Below are 25,525 nucleotides of genomic sequence, written 5' to 3'. Positions count from 1 at the left end.
GGGCCGCAACAGGCGGGCAACGCGGCCGACGCACCCTCCCCCTAATTTCTGTCAAGCGACAGAAATGGAGGCGACCGATGGCGACAGCGACGACGTACGAAGCCCGGGACCACGCCCGCGCTCAGGAGGGCACCCGCGCCGAGGCCATGCCCGTGGTGCCCGCCACCGACTGGCCCTCCCCACCGTGCGAGGCCGGCCATCTCGTGTGGGCGGAGACCGTGGCGGGCGGCAACTACAGCCACCGGGTCCTCGCCCGCGGCACCGAACTCCGGCTCACGGACCTGCGCGGCGACGCCTGTGCCCATCTGCTGCTCTACGTCGCGGACCGACCCTGGGAGCGGCTCAACGCGGCCGACACCGTCAAGGTGCAGTGGAACGCCTACCTGGGCGAGGGCAGCCTGCTCCTCTCCGACCAGGGCCGTGTGCTCGCCTCCGTCGTCGTGGACGACTCGGGCCGACACGACGCGCTGTGCGGCACCTCCACCCTCGTGCGGAACACCGAGCGCTATGGCAACGGCACCCCGCAGTCCGCCTCGCCCGCGGGCCGTGAGCTGTTCAAGCTGGCCGCGCTCAAGAACGGGCTGGAGCCGCGAGACCTGCCGCCGTCGATCTCCTTCTTCCAGGGCGTGCGGGCGGCCGACGACGGCTCCGTGAACTTCACCGGCTCCGCCGGCCCCGGCGCCCGGGTGACCCTGCGCGCCGAGCAGGACCTGACCGTGCTGATCGCCAACGTTCCCCACCCCGCCGACCCCCGCGCCGAGTACACCAGCACCCCGCTGGAAGTACTGGCCTGGCGGGCCGCGCCGACCGCGCCCGGCGACCCGCTGTGGGACGCCACCCCCGAAGGCCGCCGCGCCTTCCTCAACACCGCTGAATTCCTCACCGCCAGGGGGCTCGCATGACCACCGCACACCCCGCGCCCGCCTCGCGGCCCGCGCGGACGGACGAGTCCGAGCGCACGGTCACCGTCGTCCCCGCGCGGGCGGCCTGGTCGGCCGTCGTCCCCGCCGGTGACCTGCTCACCATCACCGATCTGCACGGCAACCAGGCGGTCGACTTCCTGGTCTACGACGCCCACGACACCACCGTGCGCTACAGCGCGCCCGACACCATCCACGCCCAGGGCAACATCTTCCTCACCACGGGCTCCGTGCTGCTGTCGAACGAGCACACCCCGCTGATGACGGTGGTCGAGGACACATGCGGGCGGCACGACACGGTCGGCGGCGCCTGCTCCAAGGAGTCCAACAGCCTCCGGTACGGCCACCACACCTGGTCCCAGCACGCGTGCGTGGACAACTTCCTGGCCGAGGGGGCCCGGCACGGCCTCGGCAAGCGTGACCTGGTGTCCAACATCAACTGGTATATGAACGTGCCGGTCGAGAAGGACGGCACGCTCGGCATCGTGGACGGCATCTCGGCGCCCGGGCTGCGGGTCACCCTGCGCGCCGAGGCCGATGTGCTCGTCCTCGTCTCCAACTGCCCGCAGATCAACAACCCCTGCAACGGCTTCGAGCCCACGGCGGTGGAGATGACGATCACCGGGGCCGCCCCGTGAACCTCGACCGCTTCGACACCCTGCTGGTGGCCAACCGGGGCGAGATCGCCGCGCGTATCATCCGCACGGCCCGCCGCCTGGGCCTGCGCACCGTCGCCGTCTTCTCCGACCCCGACCGGTCGAGCCCGCACGTCAGGCTCGCCGACACGGCGGTGCGGCTGGGCCCCGCCCTCGCCAAGGACTCGTATCTGAACGCCGATCTGGTGCTCCGGGCCGCCAAGGATACGGGCGCGGGAGCGATCCACCCGGGGTACGGATTCCTCTCCGAGGACGCGGAGTTCGCCCGCCGCTGCGAGGCGGCGGGGATCGTCTTCGTCGGTCCCTCGCCCGAGCAGCTTGAGCTGTTCGGCGCGAAGCACACCGCGCGCGCCGCCGCCGAGCGCGCCGGAGTCCCGCTCGCCCCGGGCACCGGCCTGCTCCCCGATCTCCCCGCCGCCCACGCCGCGGCGGAGCGGATCGGCTACCCGGTGATGCTGAAGGCGACCGGCGGCGGAGGCGGCATCGGCATGGGGGCCTGCCACGGCCCCGACGAACTCGCCGACGCCTGGGAGCGGGTGCAGCGCGTCGCCTCGGCGTCCTTCTCCTCCCACGGAGTCTTCCTGGAGCGGCTGGTGGAGCAGGCCCGCCACGTCGAGGTGCAGGTCTTCGGTGACGGTCTCGGCCGGGTCGTCGCCCTGGGGGACCGGGACTGCTCCCTCCAACGCCGTAACCAGAAGGTGCTGGAAGAGGCCCCGGCTCCCGGCCTGCCGGATGCCGTCCGGGCCTCGCTCGCCGCGTCCGCCCGAAATCTGTGCGCCTCGGTCGGCTACCGCTCGGCCGGAACCGTCGAGTTCGTGTACGACGCGGCCCGCCAGGAGGCGTACTTCCTGGAGGTGAACACCCGCCTCCAGGTGGAGCACCCGGTCACCGAGGAGATCTACGGCATCGACCTCGTGGAGTGGATGCTGCGGCTCGCCCAGGGAGACACCACGGTGGTGCGCGATCCGGGAACTCCGCGCGGCCATGCCATCGAGGCCCGCATGTACGCCGAGGATCCGACCCGCGAGCACCGGCCCAGCGCCGGACTGCTGACGAACGTCGCGTTCCCCCCGGACGTCCGCGTGGACACCTGGGTGGAGACCGGTGCCGAGGTGACGACGTCGTACGATCCGATGCTGGCCAAGATCGTCGCGTATGGCGCCGACCGGACGGAGGCACTCCGCCGCCTGGACGCCGCGCTGACCGCGACCCGGGTGGACGGGATCGAGACCAACCTCGGGCTGGTGCGCGCGGCCCTGGCCGACGCGGAGTTCCGGACCGCCGGACACTCCACCGCCACCCTGGCGCGGATCACCGACCCGACCCCGCGCATCGAGGTCACCGCCTCGGGCACCCTCACCACCGTCCAGGACTGGCCCGGCCGCACCGGCTACTGGCAGGTCGGCGTCCCACCGAGCGGCCCGATGGACGACCTGTCGTTCCGCCTCGGCAACCGGGCCCTCGGCAACGACGAGGGCGCGCCCGGCCTGGAGTGCACCCTCCAAGGCCCCACGCTGCGCTTCAGCCACGCCACGACGCTGTGCGTGACCGGCGCCCCGGCCCCGGTGGCCGTGAACGGCGAACCGGTGCCCCAGTGGGAGCCGGTGACCGTCCCCGCGGGGGCGGTCCTCACCGTCGGCGCCCCCGGCCGGCACGGCCTTCGGACATACGTCCTGTTCGCGGGCGGCCTGGAGACTCCCGCGTTTCTGGGCAGTGCGGCGACCTTCACCCTGGGCCGGTTCGGCGGGCACGGCGGCCGGGCCCTGCGGACCGGCGACGTCCTGCACGGTGGCACCGAGACCCGCTCAGGCGCCCCGGTGCCGACCGCCGACCGCCCGGCCTTCGGCGCCTCCTGGCGGATCGGAGCCGTGGAAGGCCCGCACGCCGCGCCCGAGTTCTTCACCGAGGACGACATCCGCGACTTCTACGACGCCGACTGGAAGGTCCACTTCAACTCGGCCCGGACCGGGGTCCGCCTGGTCGGGCCCAAACCCCGCTGGTCGCGTACGGACGGCGGCGAGGCGGGCCTGCACCCGTCCAACATCCACGACACCCCCTACTCGGTGGGCGCCGTCGACTACACCGGGGACATGCCGGTGCTGCTGGGGCCCGACGGGCCCTCGCTCGGCGGCTTCGTCTGCCCCGCGACCGTCGTGAAGGGGCAGCGCTGGAAGCTGGGCCAGGTCCGGCCCGGTGACACGGTCCGGTTCGTCCCGCTCACCGACCGCGCCGCGTCCGCCCTGCGCCGTACGCCGCAGGCCGACCCCGTCGCGGACCGGGCGGTCATCGTGGACGGCGGCGTGCTCCACCGGGCGGAACGCCTGGGGGAACACCAGGGGGAAGCCGTCACCTACCGCCGCAGCGGCGATGACAATGTGCTGGTCGAGTTCGGGCCGATGCAGCTGGACCTGGGTCTGCGGATGCGGGTGCAGGCGATGTTGGAGGCGGTGGCTGCCGAGCGTCTCCCCGGTGTCACCGACCTCACCCCCGGCATCCGCTCGCTCCAGGTCCAGACGGACCCCGACGTCCTGCCGCAGCCGGAGCTGCTGTCCGTGCTGCGCCGGATCGAGTCGAAGCTCCCGCCTACCGAGGAACTGGTGGTGCCCTCCCGCACCGTCCACCTGCCGCTGTCCTGGGACGACCCGGCGACCAGGGAGGCGATCGAACGCTACATGGCGGGGGTGCGGGACGACGCCCCCTGGTGCCCGTGGAACATCGAGTTCATCCGCCGGGTCAACGGTCTCGACTCGGTCGACGACGTGTTCCGTACGGTCTTCGACGCCGAGTACCTGGTGCTGGGCCTGGGTGATGTGTATCTGGGCGCCCCCGTGGCGACTCCGCTGGACCCGCGCCACCGCCTCGTCACCACGAAGTACAACCCGGCACGGACCTGGACCGCGGAGAACTCCGTCGGCATCGGGGGCGCCTATCTGTGCATTTATGGCATGGAGGGGCCGGGCGGCTACCAATTCGTCGGCCGGACCACGCAGGTGTGGTCCGGGTGGCAGCAGCGGGGTGCCTTCCAGCCGGGCTCGCCCTGGCTGCTGCGCTTCTTCGACCGCATCAAGTGGTACCCCGTCGAAGCGGACGAACTGCTCGAACTGCGGGCCGACATGGCGGCGGGCCGCTTCGCGCCGAGGATCGAGGAGGGCACCTTCGCCCTCGCCGACCATCAGCGTTTCCTGTCCGCCCACGCCGATTCCATCGGCGCGTTCCGATCCCGGCAGGCAGCGGCCTTCGCGGCGGAGCGCGACGCGTGGGAGGCGGCCGGTGAGTTCGCCCGCGCGGAGCGGGCGGCCGGGTCCGCCCCGCCGCCGGCCGATCTCGCGGTCCCGGCCGGCGGCCACCTGGTGGAGGCGGAATTCGCCGCCTCCGTCTGGCAGGTCGCGGTGGCGGCGGGGGACACGGTCACGGCCGGACAGCGGCTGCTCGCCCTGGAAGCGATGAAGATGGAGTCCTTCGTGCACGCGCCGCGGGGCGGCGTGGTGGCGCGGGTCCTCGCCAAACCCGGTGACCAGGTCGAACCGGGCTCTCCCTTGCTCATCCTGGGCCCGGCGGCCTGAGCGGCCCCGGACCCCGGCACCCGCCCGCCCCCTCCCTTGGCCCCCCCGTGGCTTTCCGTGCCCCCAAGGAGCATCACATGCCGCCCTCTGCCCTCCGGCGCGTCCGCGCCGCCTACGCCCGCATCGACCAGGTGGACCGCCCCGAGATCTGGATCGACCTCCGCCCCCGGGCGGAGGTCGAGGCCGAGGCCGGGGCCATCGACGCCCGCGTGGCCGCCGGGGAGCGCCTGCCGCTGGCCGGACGGCTGCTCGCCGTCAAAGGCAACATCGACGTGGCGGGGTTGCCGACGACCGCCGGCTGCCCCTCGTACGCGTACGAACCCACCGCCGACGCCCCCGTCGTCGCCCGCCTCCGGGCCGCCGGCGCGCTCGTCCTCGGCACCACGAATCTCGATCAGTTCGCGACCGGCCTGGTCGGCACGCGTTCTCCCTTCGGCGCCGTACGGAACGCCGTCGACCCCGCCCGGATCAGCGGTGGATCCAGCTCCGGCTCCGCCGTCGCCGTGTCGCTCGGCCTCGTGGACCTCGCCCTGGGCACCGACACCGCCGGATCCGGCCGCGTCCCGGCCGCCTTCAATGGCGTATACGGGCTGAAGCCGACCTACGGCCTGGTGCCCGCCGAGGGCACCGTCCCCGCCTGCGCGAGCCTGGACTGCGTCACCGTCTTCGCCCGCACCCTCCCCGAGGCCGAGCAGGCGCTGTCGTACATGAGCACAGCGCCCTCGCGCCTCCCCGAGCGGGCCCCCGGCCCCTGGCGGGTCGCCGTCCCCTCCACCGGCCGGCTGGGCGAGCTGGACCCCGGCTGGGCGGAGGCGTACGAGGCGGCCGCCGCCCGCCTGGAAGCCGCCGGAGTCCGTCTCCAGCCCCTCGACCTGGCACCGTTCACCGAGGCGGCCGCGATGCTGTACGAGGGCGCGTTCGTCGCCGAGCGCTACACCGCCGTCGGCGAGTTCATCGAGAAGGACACCCCCGACCTCGACCCCACCGTGGCCTCCATCATCCGCGGCGCCCGCGCCATCCCCGCCCACCGCCTCTTCGCCGACCAGGAGAAGCTCGCCGCGCTGCGCGCCCAGGCGCTGGCCGCCCTCGGTGACGCGGACGCCGTGCTCCTGCCCACCACTCCCGGCCACCCCACCCTCTCCGAGGTCGCCGCCGATCCCCTCGGCAGCAACGCCCGCCTCGGCCGGTTCACCAACTCCACCAACCTCTTCGGCCTGGCCGCGGTCGCCGTCCCGGCCGGCACCGTCGGCGGACTCCCCTTCGGTGTGATGCTGATCGGCCCGGCCCACACCGACGAGCGGCTGGCCCGGATCGCGGCCCGGCTCACCCCGCCCACCCGCGTCGCGGTCATCGGAGCCCATCTGACCGGGCAGCCACTGAACCCCCAGCTCCTCGCGCTGGGCGCCCGCCATGACCACACGACCGTCACCGCACCCCACTACCGGCTGTACGCCCTCACCACCGAGCCCGCCAAGCCGGGCCTGGTACGGGTCGCGGACGGCGGCGCGGCCATCGAGGCAGAGGTATGGGAGCTGCCGCCGGAAGGACTCGGCACGCTGGTCGCGACACTCCCCCGCCCCATGGCGATCGGCAGCGTCGAGCTTGCCGACGGCACGCAGGTGCCCGGCTTCCTGTGTGAGCCGTCCGGACTCGAGAACGCGAAGGACATCACGCCGTACGGCGGCTGGCGGTCCTACCTCGCGGCCGGACGGCCGTGATGCGGCGCGGCGTGCGGCGGATCGTGCCGCTGCTGCTCGGTTGGGAGGAACTCCCCAAGTCGGTTTCGGTGCATGGCGCGCCGTACGAGGAGCGGCTGCGCGAACCGGTACCCGCCGTTCTCCTGGAGTGCGACGGCGGCTGGCTGCTGCTGGACACCGGCTTCAACACGGCGCTGATCCGGGACCCGGCACTGCGGCGTCGCTTCTATGGCTCCCCCGCCTACCAGCCCATCCTGCCGGGCCCTGGCGAGCCGCTGGAGGAGGCCCTCGATACGGCCGGAGTCGCGATGGACTCGATCCACGCGGTGGCGGTCAGCCATCTGCACGCCGACCATGCGGGCGGATTGAAGCACTTCGCGGGCCGTGTGCCGGTGCATGTGCAACGCGCGGAGTTGGCCTACGGTCTCTCGGGGCAGCCGGAGGTCGAGCGCAACTCGATCTTCCGGGTCGACTTCGACGACCCCCGCATCGACTGGCGACAGGCCGACGGCGAGGTGGAGATCGCCCCCGGGGTGACAGCCGTGCTGACCGCCGGGCATACGCCGGGACACCAGAGCTTCGTGGTGGACCTCGCGGACGGCGGCGGCTTCGTGTTCGCCTTCGACGCCGCCGATCTCACCGAGAACATCGAGCGCGAGCTTCCCATCGGCGCCTCCATCGGGGTCGATCCGGCGCAGACCGTGGAGCCGATCCGCCGGCTCAAGAGCATCGCGGCCGAGCGTGGCTACGAGCTCATCCCCGGTCATGACCCCGTGGTCTGGCCGCGGTTGCGGGCGTCCTCACAGGCCCGCTTCACACGCCTTTAACGTTCTGGAGACAAGGAGGACTCCACTCACCGAATAATTGGATCCAAGTCAGCGCACATTAGATCCATTCTTCGGATCGGTGCCCAAGGAGGCCCACATGCCGGACCAGCCACACGGATCGCCCTCGCCCGGCTCTGCCGCGGCGGCGGTGTCGCGCCGCACCATGCTCCGGGGCGCGGGGCTCCTCGGAGTGGGAGTCGGTTTCGGGCTCCCCGCGTTGCTGAGCGCCTGTGGTGTGGCGGCTGACGACGCCGGGGGAAGCGGCAAAGGCGGCACTCTGACCCTCGCCATCGACGCCACCAGCGCCGTCGTCGACCCGGCCTTCTACACCTCGCTGGGCGACTGGATGGCCGTCGACTGTGTCTGCCGCGGCCTGACCTTCATCTCCTTCGAGACCAACGAACCCACCCCCGACCTGGCCAAGAGCTGGAAGATCTCCGATGACCAGCTCACCTACACCTTCACCCTGCGGGACGGCGTCACCTTCCACGACGGCACCACCCTGACCTCCGCCGACGTCCTGGCCAGCCTCAACCGGCAGTTCGACCCCGACGACAAAACCCTCCCCAAGGGCGCCACCCGGCCACTCGCCCGCCTCGGCTCGAACGTCGCCTCACTGACCGCCGAGGACAACCTCACCGTCAAGATGGTCCTCAAGGAGCCGGACCGAACCGTCCTCGGCAAGCTGTCCGACATCGGCGGTCGCATCATCTCCAAGGCGGCGCTCAAGAAGTACGGTGCCGACATCGGCAAGCACCTCGTCGGCACCGGCCCCTTCAAGTTCTCCTCCGCCACCTCCGGCCAGTCCATCACCCTTGAGGCCTTCGACGGCTTCCGGCTCGGCAGACCTCCCGTCGACCGACTGGTGCTGCGCCAGGTGCAGGACCCGTCGACCATCGTCAGTTCACTGCTCAGCGGCGACATCTCGGCCACTCAGTTCACCCCGTACTCCGCGGTCGCCCGGCTGCGCAAGGACGACTCGGTCAAGGTCTACAAGACCCCTTACAGCGCCAACGCCATCATGATGATCGATGCTCGGCGCATCCCCGAACTCAAGGTACGCAAGGCCATCAACCTCGCCATCGACCGCAAGGCCATCCTCGCCCAGGCGTTCTTCGGCATCGGCAGCGAACCCAAGGGATACGCCATCCCGCCCGCCCAGAGCTCCTACGACACCAGCCTGGCCGACCTGAGCACCCAGAACACCACTGAGGCGAGGAAACTCATCGCCGAGGCCCGCGCCCAAGGCCGCCGCGTCCGCATCATGGCGGCCAGCGACTCCTGGCACCCGAAGGCCGCCCAGATCATCGCCCAGAACCTCAGCGACGTCGGGTTCAGGGTGTCCACCACCTCGGTGGACCCGGCCACGTACTTCAGTCGTCTCCTCGACAAGAACGACGAGTACCACGACCTGATGATCTGGGAACGCAACACCTACATCCCGGACGCCGACGACATGGTCGGCGCCATGGCCAACCCCGCGGGCATCTACGGCTCCGCGCTCTCCGGCATGAGTGGCCTCGACGGCGTCGACACGCTCGCGAAAGACCTGGTCGAGGCCAAGAACCTCCCCGACGGAGGGCGGCGCACCGCCGCCTACACCAAGATCCAGCGCCGCTGGGCGGAGGAGTACATGGTGCTGTCGATGCTGGCCTGCTTCAGCAACCTGGTCGTCAGCGGCTCGCAGGTGAAGAACATGAACACCAGTGCGCTGGCCAACCACCGCTGCTACATGGAGAAGGCCCGTGTCTGACACCACGGCCGCGGCGGATGCCGCGGCCACCGGCGCACCGCCCGTAGCGGCCGACCGGCCGCCCTCGTCCCCCTCTCCCTCGCCCGCGCCCTCACCCTCGACCGAACGGCGGTCCACTCTCGCCTTGCTGCGCCATCGCCGGGTGGCGCGGTCCTGGCCGGCGGCGCTGTCCTGGCTCGTTCTGATCGCCGTGATCCTCGTGGCGGCCGTCGGCCCGCTCCTGGTCCAGGCCGACCCGCTGCGTCAGACCCCGTCGGCGCTGTTGCCCCCCGGCTCCGCGGGTCACCCGCTCGGCACGGACGACCTGGGCCGCGACGAGCTGGCCCGACTCGTGCACGGGGCCGGCCCGCTGCTGCTGGTGTCGTTCGCGGCGACCGCGCTGGCCGCCGCCGTCGGCACCGCGATCGGACTCGTCGCCGGATACGCCGGCGGCGTCGTCGAGCAGATCCTGATGCGCCTCGTCGACCTCGCCCTCGCCTTCCCCTCCATCCTGCTCGTCATCCTGTTGGTGGCGGCGGCCGGGGCCGGCACCAGCAGCCTGATCTTCGGCATCGGCATCTCCCTCGCGCCCGGTCTGGCCCGGCTGGCCCGCGCGCTGACGGCGCGCGAGGCCGCCCGCGACTACATCGTGGCCTGCCGGCTCGGCGGCACCCGCACCCCGCGCATCCTGGTGCGGGAACTGCTGCCGAACATCGCCGGACCGATGCTCGCCCAGATCGTCATGACACTCTCGATCGCGGCCGGCTTCGCCGCCGGCCTGTCCTATCTCGGCCTGGGGATCCAGCCGCCGCAACCCGACTGGGGGTACATGGTCCAGGCCGGCCAGGAGTTCCTCTTCTCCGCGCCCCGACTGGTCGTCCTGCCCGCGACGCTCACCCTGCTGTTCGTCGTCGCGTGCAACTTCGTGGGCGACGACCTGCGCGACGCGCTCGACCCCCGGGGGACCGCGTGAGTGGCTCCGCCGGCGCCGCCCGCGTGTCCCGCCCGCTGCGCCGGCCGAAGTGGGCCACCGGCACCGTCCCGTTGGTCCTACGGCGGCTGGCGGTCATCCCCCTCGTGTTGTTCGCGCTGGCCAGCCTGGTATTCCTGGCGATACGCCTGCTGCCCGGCTCACCGGCGACCTCGCTCGCGGCAGGTGGCAACAGCCTGTCCGCGGCCGAGGTGTCCGCCAACGAAGAGCGCGTCAGCAGGGCACTCGGGCTGGACCAGCCGCTGCTCACCCAGTACGGCACCTTCCTCGACGACCTGGTGCATCTGCGCCTGGGCAGCTCGTTCTACGGGTCCAACAGCGTCCTGGGGCTGCTCGCCGACGCCCTCCCCGCCACCATCGAGCTGACGCTCGCGGCGATGACCGTCGCGGTCCTGCTCGGTGTCTCAAGCGGTGTCGTCGCCGCGCTGCGCAAGGGCCGTTGGATCGACACCGTGATCCGGGGCGTGGCCACGGTGAGCTTCTCGCTGCCCTGGTTCGCGCTCGGTGTGCTCGGCATCATCGTGTTCGGCGTGTGGCTGCGCTGGCTGCCGGTCCTGGGCCGGCTGCCCAGCTCGCTGAACTACCACCCGACGACCAACTTCGTGCTGCTCGACGCGATCCTTCAGAACCGCCCCGAACTGGTGTGGCCCTGGATCGAGCACCTCATCCTGCCCTCGGTCACCTTGGCGCTGTCGATGGCCGGGTTCATCACCCGCATCGTCCGCGCCTCGGTGCTGGAGGTCCTCGGTGACGACTTCGTCAGGACCGCCCGTATGAAGGGCCTGAGCGAGAGCGTGGTGATCCGCCACCATGTGCTGCGCAACGCCTGGCTGCCCATCGTGACCGTCCTCGGGCTCCAGTTCGGGTCCCTGCTGGGCGGCTCGGTCATCACCGAGACGGTCTTCTCGTACGCCGGCGTCGGCCACCTGCTGGTGCAGGGCGTCCTCCAGCGGGACTACCCCGTCGTCCAGGGAGCCGCCCTCGCCATAGCCCTTCTGTTCACCCTGGTCAACCACGCGGTGGACCTGCTCTACACGGTCCTCGACCCGCGCATACGGAAAGGATGACCCGCATGGACATCGTGCTGGTCCACGGTGCCGGCGGACGGCCGACGACCTGGGCGGCGGTGGAGCCCCTGCTGACCGCCCTCGGCCACCGGGTGTTCATCGTCACCAACCCGCTGACCTCGCTGGAGGACGACGTCGCCCACACCACGGCCGCCGTGGCGGAGACGACGGGCCCGGTGGTCCTGGCCGGGCACTCCTACGGCGGCGCGGTCATCAGCAATGCCGGCCGCCATCCGCGGGTCAAAGGCCTCGTGTACATCGCCGCGTTCGGCCCCGATGAGGGCGAGACCGTCAACGAGATCGTCGAGCGTTACGAACCGGCCGAGATCTCCAAGTACATGCGGCGCGGACCGAATGGCGAATGGAAGTCGGAGCCGAGTCCGGAGTTCTGGGACGAGATCGGGCCCGACCTCTCCCCCGACCAGCGCGTCATCGTCGAGACCGAGGGGCGGAAGTCGGAAAACCTCATTTTCACCCAGCCGACCGGTATCCCCGCCTGGCGCCGTCTGCCCAGCTGGTACCTGGTCGCCGACGACGACCGCACGCTGCGCCCGCAGGCCCAGCAGGACATGGCGACACGTATGAAGGCGACCGTCGAACACGTGCCGGGCAGCCACTACACGACGCTCGTGTGGCCGCGTCGCGTCGCCGACATGATCCACGCGGCGGCGCTGGCCGTGAGCGCCGCCTCATGACCTCCACGCCCGCCCCCGTGCTGGAGATCCGCGATCTGCGCGTGCGGTTCGACGTTCCGGCCGGCCGCCTGCCGGCCGTGGACGGGGTGGATCTGACGCTGCGGAAAGGCGAAGTCCTGGCACTGGTCGGCGAGTCGGGGTCCGGCAAGTCCGCCCTGTCGATGAGCCTGGTCGGGCTGAACCGCGGCCCGCGCACCCACATCAGCGGCGAAGTGTCCTTCGGCGGCCGCGACCTCGTCGCCGCGTCCGAACGGGAACTGCGCGGCGTCCGGGGCAAGGACATCGCGGTCGTCTTCCAGGACGCGCTGGCCGCGCTCAACCCGCTGCACCGGGCGGGCGCCCAGGTCTCCGAGATGATCCGCGCCCACCGCGACGTGGAGCGCGAGCAGGCGATGAGCCGTGCCGTGGAACTGCTCTCGGAGGTCGGCATCGCCGGCCCGGACCGCGCGGCGCGTGCCTACCCGCACCAGCTGTCCGGCGGGATGCGCCAGCGCGTGATGATCGCCATGGGCCTGGCCAACGACCCGGCCCTGCTGATCGCGGACGAGCCCACCACGGCTCTGGACGTCACCATCCAGGCCCAGGTCCTCGCGGTCCTCAAGCGGATCCAGCGCGACCACGACACCTCCGTGCTGCTGATCACCCATGATCTGGGGGTCGTGGCCGAGGTCGCCGACCGGGTGGCCGTCATGTACGCGGGGCGGATCGTGGAGCAGGGCCTGCGGGAGGAGGTATTGTTCCGCCCCCAGCACCCGTACACGATGGGGCTGCTCGGCTCGGTGCCGCCGATCGACGGTCCGGTCCTACGGCGGCTGCCCACCATCTCCGGCACCCCGCTGACCGGGGTGGGCCGCCCGCCCGGCTGCGCTTTCGCACCCCGGTGTCCCTTCGCCCACGCCGCGTGCGCCGAGCGCCCCGCGCTCCGGCAGCGGTACGGCCACGACGGGCACCTCGACGCCTGTGTGCTGCCCGGACCCGCACGTGCCACGGCCCGCTCCCAGGGAGGCAACGCATGACCGCCGCGCTCATCGAGGTCCGCGGGCTGCGGGTGGAGTACCCGGGACGGGCCGGCGGCCGGGTCCAGGCGCTGCGAGACATCGACCTCGACATCCTCCAGGGCGAGACCCTCGGACTGGTCGGGGAGTCGGGGTGCGGCAAGTCCACGCTCGGCCGGGCCCTGCTGCGGGTGATCGAGCCGGCCTCGGGCCGGATCGAGTTCCTCGGCTCCGACCTCACCCGGCTGCGCGGACAGCGGCTGCGCCGGATGCGGGCCGAGCTGCAGATGGTCTTCCAGGATCCGTTCGGCTCGCTCAATCCACGGCGCAGGATCGCCGACATCGTCGCCGAACCGCTGCTGCGGGCGCGCGGCGCCACCCGCGCCGAGGCCGCGGAGGCGGTGGCCGACCTTCTCGACCTGGTCGGGCTCGGCGCGGAGGCTGGCGGGCGCAGACCGCATGAGTTCTCCGGCGGTCAGCGCCAGCGCATCGGCATCGCGCGGGCGCTCGCCTCGTCGCCGCGGTTCGTGGTGGCGGATGAGGCCGTCTCGGCGCTGGACGTGTCGATCCAGGCCCAGGTGCTGAACCTGCTGTCGGATCTCGTCCGCGACCGGGGTCTGACGATGCTGTTCATCTCGCACGACCTGGGGGTCGTACGGCACATCGCCGACCGGATCGCCGTCATGTATCTGGGCCAGATCATCGAGATCGCCACCCGCGAGGACTTCTTCTCCGGTCCCGCGCACCCCTACAGCAGCGCGCTGCTGTCCTCCGTGCCCGTGCTGCGGGCCGGGGAACCCCGCGAACAGCAGGTCCTGGAAGGCGAGTTGCCCGACCCCGCGAATCCGCCCGAGGGCTGTCTGTTCCGCACCCGGTGCCCCATCGCCATGGACCGGTGCCGCACCACCAGGCCCGACCTGCACGAGATCGCACCGGGGCGCAGGGTGCGCTGTCACCTGCCCCTGGTGTCCAGCGAGTAAGGACGAACGTATTGATCATCGACGCGTACAACACCACTCAGGACGTCCGCGGCCGGTCGGACTATCTGACCGGAGCACGCAAGGGTCAGGCTCCGCCGCCGTACACGCCCTTCGAGCCCCGGCGCATCCTCGACAGGATGGACGCCGCCGGGGTGGACATGGCGATGGTGTGCTCGCTCGCGCAGCGCATCGAGAACGACTTCATCAGCTCCCTGGTGGCCGCGCACCCGGACCGTTTCTTCGGTTTCGGGCAGGTGCTGCCACAGGCCGACGACGCGATCGACGAGATCGACCGGATGGCCGACGCGGGCCTGGTGGGTCTGAAGCTGCACCCCAGTCTGCACGGCTACCACGTCGCCGACCACGGACTGCTGGACCCGGTGTTCGAAGCGTGTGCCCGGCGCGGGCTGCTGGTCCTGATCAACGCTCTCGATGACGCGTTCTGCGCGCCGCTGGCCATCGAGGAGATCGCCCGCGACCATCCGGGGGTGCCGACGATCATCGCGCACATGGGGGCGGTGTGGAACGTGCCGGAGGCGATCATCGTGGCCGAACGCCAGCCGCATGTGTACCTGGAGACATCGGCGACACTGCTGAGCGATGTGAAGCGCGCCTACACGCGGTTGGGGCCCGAGAAGATCCTGATGGGCAGCGAGTGGCCCGGCTCGGACTTCGACCTGGAACGCATGAAGATCGCAAAGGCGGTCGAGGACGAGAAGGACCGGGCGCTGGTCGAGGGCGGCAACATGGCCCGGCTGCTGGGCCTGACGTCATGAGCGCGGCGGACGTCAGCCCCGTGCCCGCCCCGCCGTCGATGAGCGCGGGCGACACCGAACTCCTCACGGCGGCCCAGGCCTTGCTGGCCCGGGCCTGGCAGCCGGGCCGCCACGAGGTGGCGACGGCGCTGCGTACCGCGGACGGCCGCGTCCACACCGGCGTCCATGTGGAGGGTTCCTGCCGACGCAGTTCGATCTGCGCCGAGGGAGTGGCCATGGGAACCGCCCGGGGCGCCCTGCCCCCCGAGGCGCCGCTCGCCATCGTGTCGGTGGTCTCGGTGCAGATCAAACCGGCGGGCCGGTTCCGGATCATCGCCCCGTGCGGGGTGTGCCGCGAACTGATCAGCGACTACTGCCCGGACGCCACCGTGTGGGTCACCACGGTCGACGGGGACGAGCCCGTCCCCCTGCGCGCCCTGGACCTGCTGCCCGAGAAGAGCCGACGCCGGTGGTGAGCGCCACCGGCCCCAAGAGGGGAGGAGACATGTCCGTCTTCATCACCGAGCCGTCCGGACGGACCGTACCCACCGGCCTGGACGTCCCGGAACTCGCCGCGCGGTTGGGCGGGACCGGCGCGCCGGTCCTGTGGGAGGAGCTGACCTGGCCGGACGCGAAGTCCACCGCCGCGGGCCAGAACGCCGTCATCATCCCCGTCGGTGCCACCGAGCAGCACGGCCCCCATCTCCCGCTCGCGGTGGACACCCGGATCTGCGAGGCAGTCGCCCTGGGGGTCTCCGCCCTGACCGGTGTGCCCGTCCTGCCGCCCCTGAGCTTCGGGGTGTCCGCGTCCCACGGCGACTTCGCCGGGACGGTGGCGCTGCGGCCGGAGACCATGATCGCCGTGGTCGAGGATGTCATCGACTCGTTGTACGCCTCCGGGATACGGCAGTTCATCCTGCTCAACGGGCACATCTGGAACAACGGCGCGCTCGATGTGTCCGCCGAGAAGCTGAGGGTCCGCCATCGTGACGCCCGGGTGCGGGCATTGGGATACGTGACGATGTACCCGGGACCCGAGGTCGACGGACATGTCACCTACGGCCGGGCGCTGATGCACGCCAACTTCTTCGAGACCTCCGTCATGCTGCATCTGGCGCCGGAGCTGGTCCGGATGGAACTGGCCACCTCCCATGTCGACCTCGACTCCTTCTGGGACTACCGCATGGACCAGGTCAGCGAGACGGGGGTGTGGGGCAGGGACGTGACCGACGCGGACCCGACCCACGGCGCGGCGGAGTTCGACCGCTGCGTCGCGACCACCGCCCGGGCGGTCTCCGCCGCGGTCCGCGAGCCCTGGCCCGATCCGACCCACCGCCCCGGACGACGCGCGTGACGCCGGGATCGGGAACCCAGGACAACGGACCGCGGGGCGGCGGCCCGACCCAGAAGGAGAACACCTTGGACCCCAGCATCGTGCTCCCCCGGCTGCCGGACCGCGAGCCCATGCTCATCGGCGGGGAGTGGACCACGGGCACCGCGCGGGAGCGGATCCCGGTGCTCGACCCCGCCACTCAGGAGCAGCTCACCACCATCGCCCAGGCCGGTCCCAAGGAGGTGTCCGCCGCGGTGGCGGCCGCCGCCGACGCACACCGTGACCGGCGGTGGCGCGGACTGCCGCCCCGACTCCGCCGCGACGTGCTGCTGCGCCTCGCCGAGCTGGTGGCACGCGACGCCGAGGAGCTGGCGGTGCTGGACACCCTGGACAACGGCAAGGCCATCGAGCGGGCGCGCGGCGATGTGGACCTCGGCCTGCAGGCCATCCGCCACTTCGCGGGCGCCCCGACCCGGCTGTCGGGCACCGTGCACGCGTCCGGCCCCGACCGGCATGTCTACAGCGTGCGCGAGCCGGTCGGCGTGGTCGCCGCCGTACTGCCGTGGAACTTCCCCTTCATGATCGCGGCGTGGAAGATCGCCCCCGCTCTGGCCGCCGGCTGCACGGTCGTGGTCAAGCCGGCCGAGCAGACCCCGCTCACCGCGCTGCGGCTGGCCGCGCTCTGCCTGGAGGCGGGCGTACCGGAGGGCGTGGTCAACGTGGTGACCGGTGACGGGCGTACGGGTGCGGAACTGGTCGGCCATCCCGATGTCGCCAAGGTGTCCTTCACCGGGTCCACCGAGGTGGGGCGGCTGATCATGGCCGCGGCGGCACCCTCGGTCAAGCGGCTCACCCTCGAACTGGGCGGCAAGTCGCCCAACATCGTCTTCGCGGACGCCGATCTGGACGCTGCGGCCCCGGCCGCCGTGCGTGCGGTGTTCGGCCACTCCGGACAGATGTGCACCGCCGGAAGCAGGCTGCTGGTGGAGAGACCGGTCGTCAAGGAGCTGCTCGATCGGCTGCTGCCGGCGGTGGAGGCGCTGCGGATCGGCCCCGGGCTGGCGGGCGGCATCAACATCGGTCCCCTGGTGTCCCAGGAGCAGTACGACCGCGTCAGCGGCTACCTCGACCTGGGCCGCGCCGAGGGCGCCGAGGTGGCAGCGGGCGGCGAACCGCTGCCCGGACCGGGCTGGTTCGTGCGGCCGACGGTGTTCACCGGCGTCAGCCCCGGCATGCGGATCGCCAGGGAGGAGATCTTCGGCCCGGTCGCCACGGTCATCCCGTTCGACACGGAGGATGAGGCGATCGCCCTGGCCAACGACAGCGACTACGGGCTTGCCGCCGGTGTGTGGACCGGCAGTCTGGCACGCGCCCACCGCACGGTCGCGGCGCTGGAGGCCGGCACCGTGTGGGTCAACACCTACAACGAGTTCGACCCCGCCGTGGCCTTCGGCGGGATGAAGCAGTCCGGCCTCGGCAGGGACCTCGGCGACGCCGCCGTCGACGGGTTCACCGAGCTCAAGAGCGTCACGATCGCCCTGTGAGCGCCCCCACCACGACCGGGACCGCCGCCTCGCACCCGGCATCGCCACCCCTGCTCCCCGCCGCCCGCGCGCTGGAGGTCGCGGCCGAGCGCGCCCGCACGCCGGGCTCCGCCACCGGCCACCACTTCAACGCCGCCGGTGCGGCCCTGCCCGCCTCCGTCACCGTGGACACGGTCATCGGCCACTTGCGCGCCGAGAGCCTTTCCGGCGGCTACGAGGCCGCCAAGGACGCCGCCCCCGCGCTGGAGGCCGTCTACGCACGTACCGCTGAGCTCCTCGGCGCCCGGCCGGAGGAAGTCGCCCTCGTCGAGAGCGCGACGGCCGGCTGGCATCGCGCCGTGTCGGCGCTGCGGCTGCGCCCCGGCGACCGTGTGCTGGCCGCTCGTTCCAGTTACGTCAGCAGCGCCCTGCACCTGCTGTCGGCCGAACGCGACCACGGTGTCCGGGTCGAGCTGCTGCCCAACGGCCCCGACGGGGCGGTGGCGCTGGAGGCACTGGAGACGGCGCTGCGCACCGGTCCCGCCGCCCTGGTCACCGCGGCGCATGTGCCGACCTCCTCGGGTCTGGTCGAACCCGCCGCCGATATCGGCGCGTTGACCCAGGCGCACCGGGTTCCCTTCCTGTTGGACGCCACACAGTCGCTCGGCCAGCTCCCGGTCGACATCGGCGCCATCGGCTGCGACCTGCTCATCGGGACCGGCCGCAAGTTCCTGCGCGGGCCGCGCGGCACCGGGCTGCTCGCGGTCCGCCGCCCCCTCCTGGACCGACTGGCCCCCGAGGCGCCCGATGTCCGGGGTGCCCATTGGACCGCCGAGCGGAGCTGGGAACTGGTGCCGGACGCCAAGCGGTTCGAGCTGTGGGAGGCCGCACACGCCCTGCGCCTCGGTCTGGGTGCCGCGCTGGCGGACCTGACCGCCCTGGGCGTGGACACCGTCTCCCGGCATCTGGCGACGCTCGCCACCACACTGCGGGAACACCTCGCCGAACTGCCGGGCGTACGCGTCACCGACCCGCCGGCCGCGGGCGGCGCCATCGTCACCTTCGTGGTCGACGGACTGGACGCCGGCGCGGTGCAGCGAGAACTCGCCCGCCGCCGGATCCATCTGATCGCGGTGCCGGCGGGGCACGGCCGCTGGGACATGGATCCCCGGGGCCTGACCAAGGTGGTGCGGGCCTCGGTGCACGTCTACAACGACCGGGCCGACCTGGACGCCCTGGTCGAGGCGGTGCGGGAGATCGTCAGCCCGCACGGCACGCCCACACCGCCGCGGGAGCCGGCACGTCGGTCCGGCGCCGCTGCCCCCGCACCCGCACCCGCGCCCGCTGCGGCCCGCCGTGGCACCCGGTGCCGGGACGCGATCGTGGTCGGCCTCGGCGTGCACGGCAGTGCCGCCCTGCGCCGGCTGGCCGCGCGCGGACTCGACGTCCTGGGCCTGGAGCAGTACGCCCTGGGCCATGACCTCGGGTCCTCGCACGGTGCGACCCGGATGATCCGGCGCGCCTATCCCCATCCCGACTGGGACGGTCTGGTGGACACCGCCTACCGGGCCTGGGAGGAGCTGGAGGACGCCGCGAAGACCCGTCTGGTCGACATCACCGGCGGGCTGTACGCGGCGCCGGTGGACCGGCCGGATCCGCTGCGCGGCCCCGGCTGCCGGCAGGTCGGCCCCGAGGAGGCGGCGCGGATCTTCCCGGGGCTCCGGCTGCCCGCCGGGTTCGGCGCCGTACACGACCCGCGGGCCGGGATCATCGACGCGGAGGAGACGTTGCGGGCCCAGCTGACGCTGGCCGAACGGTCGGGCGCGGCCGTCGCGGACCGTACCCCGGTCATCGGCTGGGAACCGGACGGCGACCAGGTCGTGGTGCGCACCGCAGACAGCGTACTGCGCACCCGGCACCTGGTGCTGTGCACCGGTCCCTGGACGGCGGCCCAGGTCCCCTCGCTGGCGGGGCGGCTGACGGTCACCCGCATCGTCAACGCCTACTTCGCCGCCGACCCGGCGGGACCGCTGGGCCCGTCCGGCCTGGGCAGCTTCTCCGTGGATCTGCCGCAGGGGCTGCTGTACGGGTTCCCCGCGACCGGTGGCCGCGGCCTCAAAGTGGGTCTTGACAGCGGCCCGGCCTGGGATCCGGACGCGCCCCGCCCCGCGGCGACCGCGGCGGAACTCGCCCTGCTCGCCGAGGCGGTGGCCCAGGTGCTGCCCGGTGCCGGCCCGGTGACCGAGAGCCTGACCTGCCTCTACACCATGACGGCCGACCGGCGTTTCGTGGTCGGCGAGGTACCGGGAGTGGAGCGGGCGCTGGTGGCGTCGGCGTGCTCGGGACACGGTTTCAAGTTCGGCCCGGCGATCGGCGAGGCACTGGCCGATCTCGTGTGCGGGACCGCCCGCCCGGACCTGGACTTCCTGTCCCCGTCCCGGCTGTTTCCCGGTGGTGCCGGGTGAGGGGCGCCACCGGGCGGCCCGAATGGCCGGGGGCCGTCTCAGCCGTGGAAGACGGTCTGGGAGCGGCGCTCGTACCAGGCGGTCAGAAGCTCGCCGGAGCTGATGACGTGGTCGCGCATGACCTCGTCGGCGCGGTCCGCGTCCCGGGCGGTCAGCGCTCCGACGATGAGCTCGTGCTGCCGGATGTTCTGCTGCCGGTGGCGCTCGTCACCGGCGAGGGCGAGCGAGGAGACGTTGCGCGGGAAGCTCTCGTTGATCCGGTCGATCATCCGGCTCAGCCAAGGGTTGTCGGCCGCCTCGCAGACGACGGTGTGGAAGCAGTCGTTGGCCGCCGTGGTCGCGGGGCTGCCGGCGGCCGCCTCCTCACCGGCGGCCCGCTCCGCGGCCTCGCGCAGGACGGCGTTGTGCTCCCGCAGTGCGGTGAGCTGACGCTCCGTGATACGCGAGGCGGCACGCCGGGCGGCCAGCCCCTCCAGCTCGGCGCGCACCTCGTAGGCCTGGCGCACCTCCCAGGGCGTGGGCACTCGGACCACCGCGCCGCGGTTGGGCTGCACCTCGATCAGCCCGCCGTTCTGCAACTGGCGCAGCGCCTCGCGTACCGGTGTGCGGCTGACCCCGAACTCGGCGGCCAGCGCCGCTTGGCGCAACGGTTTGCCGATCGCCAGCTCGCCGTTCATGATCCGCGCGCGAATGCGGGCCGCGATGTCGTCGACGAGGGGGCCCTCATCAGTCTGGGGCGTCATCGGAGTCGGTCAAGCCCTTCTCGTGGTCGGTAGATCTTTTGGATCCACTTCCATCATATTCGAATCCAATAAGGGGTAAGTGCATGAATCTGGATTTCGGCAAGGCCATCGACGTGTCGGTGCCGATCCACCCCGGAATGCTGCACTGGGGCCGCCGCCCCGAGGTGGAGATCGTCGAATCCCGCACCGCCGGCGACGCCTCCAATGTGAGCCGCTGGCGCATCGGTACCCACACCGGCACGCACATCGACGCTCCCGCCCACTTCATCGACGGCGGAAAGACGGTCGACCGGCTCGACTTGTCCGCTCTCAACGGCGCCGCGCGGGTACTGGACCTGACGCATGTGAAAGAGCAGATCACCGCCGCCGACCTCGACGCGGCCGGCCTCGGCTCCGAAGAGCGCGTGCTGCTGCGCACCAGCAACTCGGAGGGCGTACTGCGCAGCCCGTGGAAGGCCCGGCAGTGGGTCGGACTGGCCCCGGACGGCGCGGAACGCCTCATCGAGGCCGGGGTACGCACCGCGGGCATCGATTACCTGAGCATCGAGGCCGTCGCCCACACCACCGACTGGCCGACCCACCAACTGCTGTGCGCCGCAGACGTGTTGATTCTTGAGGTGGTCGACCTGCTGCACACGCCGGCCGGGGTGTACGACATGCTCTCCCTCCCGGTGCCGTTGCAGGGTGCCGAGGCTGCCCCCTCGCGCACCGTGCTCCTGCCGCGGGACGAGGCGTGACCGCCGCGTCCCCGCTGATCCTGGCCGCGCCGCACCCGGCGGCGCTGGCGGCCGCCCGGCAGGCGGCGGAGCGGGGCGGCAACGCGGTGGACGCCGCACTGGCGGCGGCGGTCGTCCTCACCGTCGTCTACCCCCACCAATGCTCTCTCGGCGGCGACTTGATCGCACTCGTCCACTCCCCCGACGGCACGGTGCGCGCGGTGCTGTCGGCCGGCGCGGCCGCACACGACGTCGATGTCGACACGCTGCGCGCCGCGGACCCGCGGATGCCCGCGCAGGGGCCGCTGACCGTGACCGTACCCGGCGCGGTGGCCGGCTGGGCCGAGCTCGCCGAAACCCATGGCACACCGGGGACCCTGGCCGCCACCCTGCGGAACGCCGCCGCGCTGGCGGAGGAGGGTGCCACCGTATCGGCGGGGCTGGCGCGCGCCGTGCGCGAACAGTCCGCGCGGATCGCCGCGGATCCCGGGCTCAGCGCGCTGCTGGCCGGGCCCGGCGGGGCGCCGCTCGACGAGGGCGACCCACTGCCGCAGCCGCGGCTGGCCGCCGTACTGCGTGCGCTGGCGGACGATCCGTCGTCCTTCTACCGGGGGGCGGTTGCCGAGGCACTGGCGGACGGGCTGCGCCGGGCCGGCAGCCCACTGACCGCGAGCGACCTCGCGGCCCACCGCGCGGAGAGCGTCGAGGCACTGGCGCTGGACGTGTCCGGCACCCGCTGGTGGACCGCGCCGCCACCGAGTCAGGGCGCGAGCCTGCTGGCCGTCCTGGAGGCCGCCGCCGCGGCCGCGACACTCCCCGAGCCACGGCGGACCGGCCTCCTGGCGGCCCGCTGCCAGGACGCCTCGGCGGCCCGTGACCGGCTGCTGGGCGATCCACGCGGCACGGAGGTGGATCTGGACGGACTGCTGCGGCCGGCGCCGCTCGCCGGTGCGCAGCCGCCGAAGCCGCCGTTCCGGCCCGCCGGGGACACGGTCGCGGTCACCGCCGTGGACTCCTCGGGGCTGGCGGTCTCCCTGATCCAGAGCGTCTACCAGACCTTCGGCTCCGGCATCTGCGAGCCGGACACCGGCATCGTGCTGCACAACCGCGGCTCGGCTTTCAGTCTGCTGCCCGGCCACCCGGCCCTCATCGGACCCGGGCTGCGGCCCCCGCACACCCTGTGCCCCGTGCTCGGCCGGTCCGCCGACTTGCTGCTGGCGGCCGGCTGCCAGGGCGGCCGGGCCCAGCCGCAGATCCTCGCCCAGACGGCGCCGGATCTTATGGACCCGGCCACCGACCCGGCCGCCGTGCTGGACCGGCCGCGCTGGGTGGTCGGCGCCCGCGACATCGGCCACGCAACACAGACCCTGCTGGCCGAGCCCGGGTCCGTCCCCGCCGCCACGCCCGGCTTCCCGTCGGACGTACCGGTCGTCGCCGCTCCCGGCCGCACCGACCTGGCCGGTCACACCCAAGTGGTGCGGCTGGCCGCCGACGGCCGACTGGACGGCGCCTCCGATCCACGCGCCGACGGCGCAACCGTGTTCCACGGCCCGCCCCACGGCGGCGCCGCGGCAGACCTCGCCGGATTTTTGGAAGGAAACCCCCGATGAGCACCCTCGCCCCCGAGCCCGTACCGGCGGACGCGCCACATCCGCTGGACCCCCTCACCGCGGCCGAACTGGCCACCGCCGCCAAGGTCCTGCGGGGCGACGCCCGGGTCACCGAGGACGCGCGCTTCTGGGGCGTGACACTGGACGAGGACCACGCCCGCCGTGCCGCCCCCGGCGAGACGCGGAGAGCCCGCGCGGTCGTGATCTGCCCCTCCGCGCACCTCGCGTACGAGGTCGGCCTCGAACTCGGCGACGCGCCGCGGAGCACCGCCTGGCGGGAGCTGGATGTGCGCAGTCCGGGCTGTTCCTCCGAGGAGGCGCGGCAGGCCGCTGCCGCTTGCCGGGCGGACCCGCGCTTCCAGCGGGCGCTGGCGCTGCGCGGCATCCACGACGTGTCGCTGGTGATGGTGGACCCGGAGTCGATCGGCGGCTTCGAACCGCCCGAGTACAAGGGCCGCCGGCTGACCTGGGGCAGCGTGTGGCACCGCACCTCCGAGGACGACAACGGCTACGCGCGCCCCGTGCAGGGCGTGGTGCCGATCATCGACATGGAGTCCATGGAGATCCTTCACATCGAGGACCACGGTGTGGTTCCGCTGTCACAGGAGTCCGGGGTGTTCTCCACCGGAGTGGTGCCGCCCCGGCCGGGCCTGCGGCCCCTGGAGGTGGTCCAGCCCGAAGGCCCCAGTTTCACCGTCACCGGTCAGCGGATCGACTGGCAGGGTTGGTCGGTACGGGTCGGCTTCACCCACCGCGAGGGCCTGGTGCTGCACGACCTGACCTTCGACGCGGGTGGCAAGGGCCCGCGGCAGGTGATCCGGCGCGCGGCCGTCAACGAGATGTACGTCCCCTACTTCGACACCGCCTCCACCCAGTACCGCAAGAACTTCTTCGACTGGGGCGAGTACGGCGCGGGCCCGCTCACCAACTCCCTGGCCCTGGGCTGCGACTGCCTGGGCGTCATCCACTACTTCGACGCCGCGGTGCTCGGCGGCGACGGCGTCCCCCGGGTCATTCCCAACGCCGTCTGCCTGCATGAGGAGGACGATGGCATCCTGTGGAAGCACCACGACGGCCGCAGCGGCCGCACGGAGGTGCGCCGGTCCCGCCGTCTGATCATCTCCGCGTTCGCCACGGTGGCCAATTACGACTACGGCTTCTACTGGTCGCTGTACCAGGACGGCTCGGTGATGCTGGAGATCAAGATGACCGGCATCCTCTCCGCCACCGGCGTGGCGGAGAGCGAAGAGACCCCCTACGCCCGGCGGGTCGCCCCGAACGTCGCGGTCACCAACCACCAGCACTTCTTCAGCGTCCGCCTCGACATGGCCGTGGACGGCCCCCGCAACCGGCTGGTGGAGGTCACCGCCGAGCACGAGACCGACCCGGAGCTGGACCCGTACGGCAACGCCGCCCGGACCGTGCTGCGCCCCATCCTCAGCGAGGCGGAGGGAGCCCGGCGCACCGATCCGTCGCGTGCGCTGCACTGGCGGGTGGAGAGCGCCGAGGCCCGCAACCGGATGGGCGAACCGACGGCGTACCGGGTGCACCTGGAGAACACCGCGGTCCTGCCGGTGCGGGAGGACAGTGTGTGCGCCCGCCGCGCTCCGTTCGTGGGCCGGCAGCTGTGGGCGACCGCCTACGACCCGGACCGACGGTTCGTCGCCGGTGAGTACCCCAACCAGGCCGAGCCGGGCGCGGACGGCGTGCACAAGTGGCAGGAGGAGGACCGCTCGCTGGACGGCACGGATTTGGTGCTGTGGGCCACCGTCGGCTCGCACCACTTCCCGCGCCCCGAGGAGTGGCCGGTGATGCCGGTGGCCAGGGCGCGGCTGCGGCTGGAGCCCGACGGGTTCTTCGACCGCAATCCGGCCCTCGACGTGCCCCCACCCGTCTCCTGCCATGCGCCGCGGCCCGCGGCGGCCGGCCACGGGTCCGGGGCGCCGGACCACTGCTGCGAATGAGCCGGGCCCGGCCGCGGCCGGCCGCCGCGGGCCGCGGCGGGGCTGGTGGCGGTGGCCGCGACGCTCACCGCGGCCGCGACGGCGGGCGGCACCGGGCCGGTACACGCTCCGCACACGCACGCCTGAAGGGTGTCTTTATTGCTGCACGGTTCACCGCTGATGTTCTCCGATGACCCGGCGCCGGCGGCCGCTCCGGCACCTCGGCTCGGTGCGGACACCGGTACCCTCCACGGCTCCGTCCCGCAGCCGGTCAACGGCTGACGGACGGGGCAGGGGCCAGGCACGGGAGGGAG

The 25,525-nt window shown here is 72.5% G+C and carries 20 protein-coding genes; 19 read left to right on the top strand and 1 reads right to left on the bottom strand.

Annotated elements, in window-relative coordinates:
* Positions 1–77: 77 nt before the first annotated feature.
* From ACH4S9_RS15450 to solA, 16 genes are all read left to right on the top strand, one after another.
* Complete coding sequence (locus ACH4S9_RS15450; RefSeq protein WP_311729278.1) at positions 78–902, top strand: urea amidolyase associated protein UAAP1; 825 nt, start codon at positions 78–80, stop codon at positions 900–902.
* Entirely contained in the window at positions 899–1,558 is a 660-nt protein-coding gene (locus ACH4S9_RS15445; protein ID WP_398372195.1) for an urea amidolyase associated protein UAAP2, read from the top strand. Before ACH4S9_RS15450 ends, ACH4S9_RS15445 begins: the two co-directional genes overlap by 4 nt.
* Complete coding sequence (gene uca, locus ACH4S9_RS15440) at positions 1,555–5,139, top strand: urea carboxylase (protein ID WP_398372193.1); 3,585 nt, start codon at positions 1,555–1,557, stop codon at positions 5,137–5,139. The genes ACH4S9_RS15445 and uca overlap by 4 nt, the downstream gene beginning before the upstream one ends.
* Before the next feature lie 77 nt (positions 5,140–5,216).
* Positions 5,217–6,857 carry an allophanate hydrolase gene (gene atzF, locus ACH4S9_RS15435; protein WP_398372191.1) on the top strand — a complete coding sequence of 547 codons (1,641 nt, stop codon included), beginning with the start codon at positions 5,217–5,219 and terminating at the stop codon, positions 6,855–6,857.
* Positions 6,857–7,663: an N-acyl homoserine lactonase family protein gene (locus ACH4S9_RS15430; RefSeq protein ID WP_398372189.1), complete on the top strand. Its 807-nt coding sequence runs from the start codon at positions 6,857–6,859 to the stop codon at positions 7,661–7,663. The genes atzF and ACH4S9_RS15430 overlap by 1 nt, the downstream gene beginning before the upstream one ends.
* A 97-nt stretch (positions 7,664–7,760) precedes the next feature.
* Positions 7,761–9,416, top strand: coding sequence for an ABC transporter substrate-binding protein (locus tag ACH4S9_RS15425; RefSeq protein WP_398372187.1), 1,656 nt, complete (start codon positions 7,761–7,763; stop codon positions 9,414–9,416).
* On the top strand, positions 9,409–10,368 hold the full coding sequence (locus ACH4S9_RS15420; protein WP_311729284.1) for an ABC transporter permease: 960 nt from the start codon (positions 9,409–9,411) through the stop codon (positions 10,366–10,368). The genes ACH4S9_RS15425 and ACH4S9_RS15420 overlap by 8 nt, the downstream gene beginning before the upstream one ends.
* Complete coding sequence (locus ACH4S9_RS15415; protein WP_398372185.1) at positions 10,365–11,453, top strand: ABC transporter permease; 1,089 nt, start codon at positions 10,365–10,367, stop codon at positions 11,451–11,453. The genes ACH4S9_RS15420 and ACH4S9_RS15415 overlap by 4 nt, the downstream gene beginning before the upstream one ends.
* Before the next feature lie 5 nt (positions 11,454–11,458).
* A complete protein-coding gene (locus ACH4S9_RS15410; RefSeq protein ID WP_311729286.1) occupies positions 11,459–12,148 on the top strand; it encodes an alpha/beta hydrolase in 690 nt (229 codons plus the stop codon).
* Positions 12,145–13,164, top strand: a complete 1,020-nt coding sequence (locus ACH4S9_RS15405) for an ABC transporter ATP-binding protein (protein ID WP_311729287.1) — start codon at positions 12,145–12,147, stop codon at positions 13,162–13,164. Before ACH4S9_RS15410 ends, ACH4S9_RS15405 begins: the two co-directional genes overlap by 4 nt.
* Positions 13,161–14,123, top strand: coding sequence for an ABC transporter ATP-binding protein (locus tag ACH4S9_RS15400; RefSeq protein WP_398372182.1), 963 nt, complete (start codon positions 13,161–13,163; stop codon positions 14,121–14,123). Before ACH4S9_RS15405 ends, ACH4S9_RS15400 begins: the two co-directional genes overlap by 4 nt.
* Before the next feature lie 11 nt (positions 14,124–14,134).
* Positions 14,135–14,899: an amidohydrolase family protein gene (locus ACH4S9_RS15395; protein ID WP_358644637.1), complete on the top strand. Its 765-nt coding sequence runs from the start codon at positions 14,135–14,137 to the stop codon at positions 14,897–14,899.
* Positions 14,896–15,354, top strand: coding sequence for a cytidine deaminase (locus ACH4S9_RS15390; protein WP_311729289.1), 459 nt, complete (start codon positions 14,896–14,898; stop codon positions 15,352–15,354). Before ACH4S9_RS15395 ends, ACH4S9_RS15390 begins: the two co-directional genes overlap by 4 nt.
* A 29-nt stretch (positions 15,355–15,383) precedes the next feature.
* Positions 15,384–16,232, top strand: coding sequence for a creatininase family protein (locus ACH4S9_RS15385; protein WP_311729290.1), 849 nt, complete (start codon positions 15,384–15,386; stop codon positions 16,230–16,232).
* A 65-nt stretch (positions 16,233–16,297) separates the two neighbouring features.
* On the top strand, positions 16,298–17,755 hold the full coding sequence (locus ACH4S9_RS15380) for an aldehyde dehydrogenase family protein (protein ID WP_398372178.1): 1,458 nt from the start codon (positions 16,298–16,300) through the stop codon (positions 17,753–17,755).
* Entirely contained in the window at positions 17,752–20,199 is a 2,448-nt protein-coding gene (solA, locus tag ACH4S9_RS15375; protein ID WP_398372176.1) for an N-methyl-L-tryptophan oxidase, read from the top strand. The genes ACH4S9_RS15380 and solA overlap by 4 nt, the downstream gene beginning before the upstream one ends.
* Before the next feature lie 38 nt (positions 20,200–20,237).
* On the opposite strand, the gene ACH4S9_RS15370 is transcribed toward solA, so the two are convergent.
* Positions 20,238–20,942: a GntR family transcriptional regulator gene (locus ACH4S9_RS15370; protein ID WP_311729293.1), complete on the bottom strand. Its 705-nt coding sequence runs from the start codon at positions 20,940–20,942 to the stop codon at positions 20,238–20,240.
* A gap of 83 nt (positions 20,943–21,025) precedes the next feature.
* Here ACH4S9_RS15370 and ACH4S9_RS15365 point away from each other — a divergent pair, with 83 nt between their 5' ends.
* The 3 genes from ACH4S9_RS15365 to ACH4S9_RS15355 are packed head-to-tail and all read left to right on the top strand — an operon-like array spanning position 21,026 to position 25,232.
* A complete protein-coding gene (locus ACH4S9_RS15365) occupies positions 21,026–21,679 on the top strand; it encodes a cyclase family protein (RefSeq protein WP_311729294.1) in 654 nt (217 codons plus the stop codon).
* Positions 21,676–23,268 carry a gamma-glutamyltransferase gene (locus ACH4S9_RS15360; protein WP_398372173.1) on the top strand — a complete coding sequence of 531 codons (1,593 nt, stop codon included), beginning with the start codon at positions 21,676–21,678 and terminating at the stop codon, positions 23,266–23,268. Before ACH4S9_RS15365 ends, ACH4S9_RS15360 begins: the two co-directional genes overlap by 4 nt.
* A complete protein-coding gene (locus ACH4S9_RS15355) occupies positions 23,265–25,232 on the top strand; it encodes a primary-amine oxidase (protein ID WP_398372171.1) in 1,968 nt (655 codons plus the stop codon). Before ACH4S9_RS15360 ends, ACH4S9_RS15355 begins: the two co-directional genes overlap by 4 nt.
* Positions 25,233–25,525: the final 293 nt, after the last annotated feature.

The organism is Streptomyces sp. NPDC021225 (assembly GCF_044332865.1).
Lineage (GTDB): Bacteria > Actinomycetota > Actinomycetes > Streptomycetales > Streptomycetaceae > Streptomyces.
This window is presented reverse-complemented; position numbering and strand designations above follow the sequence as displayed.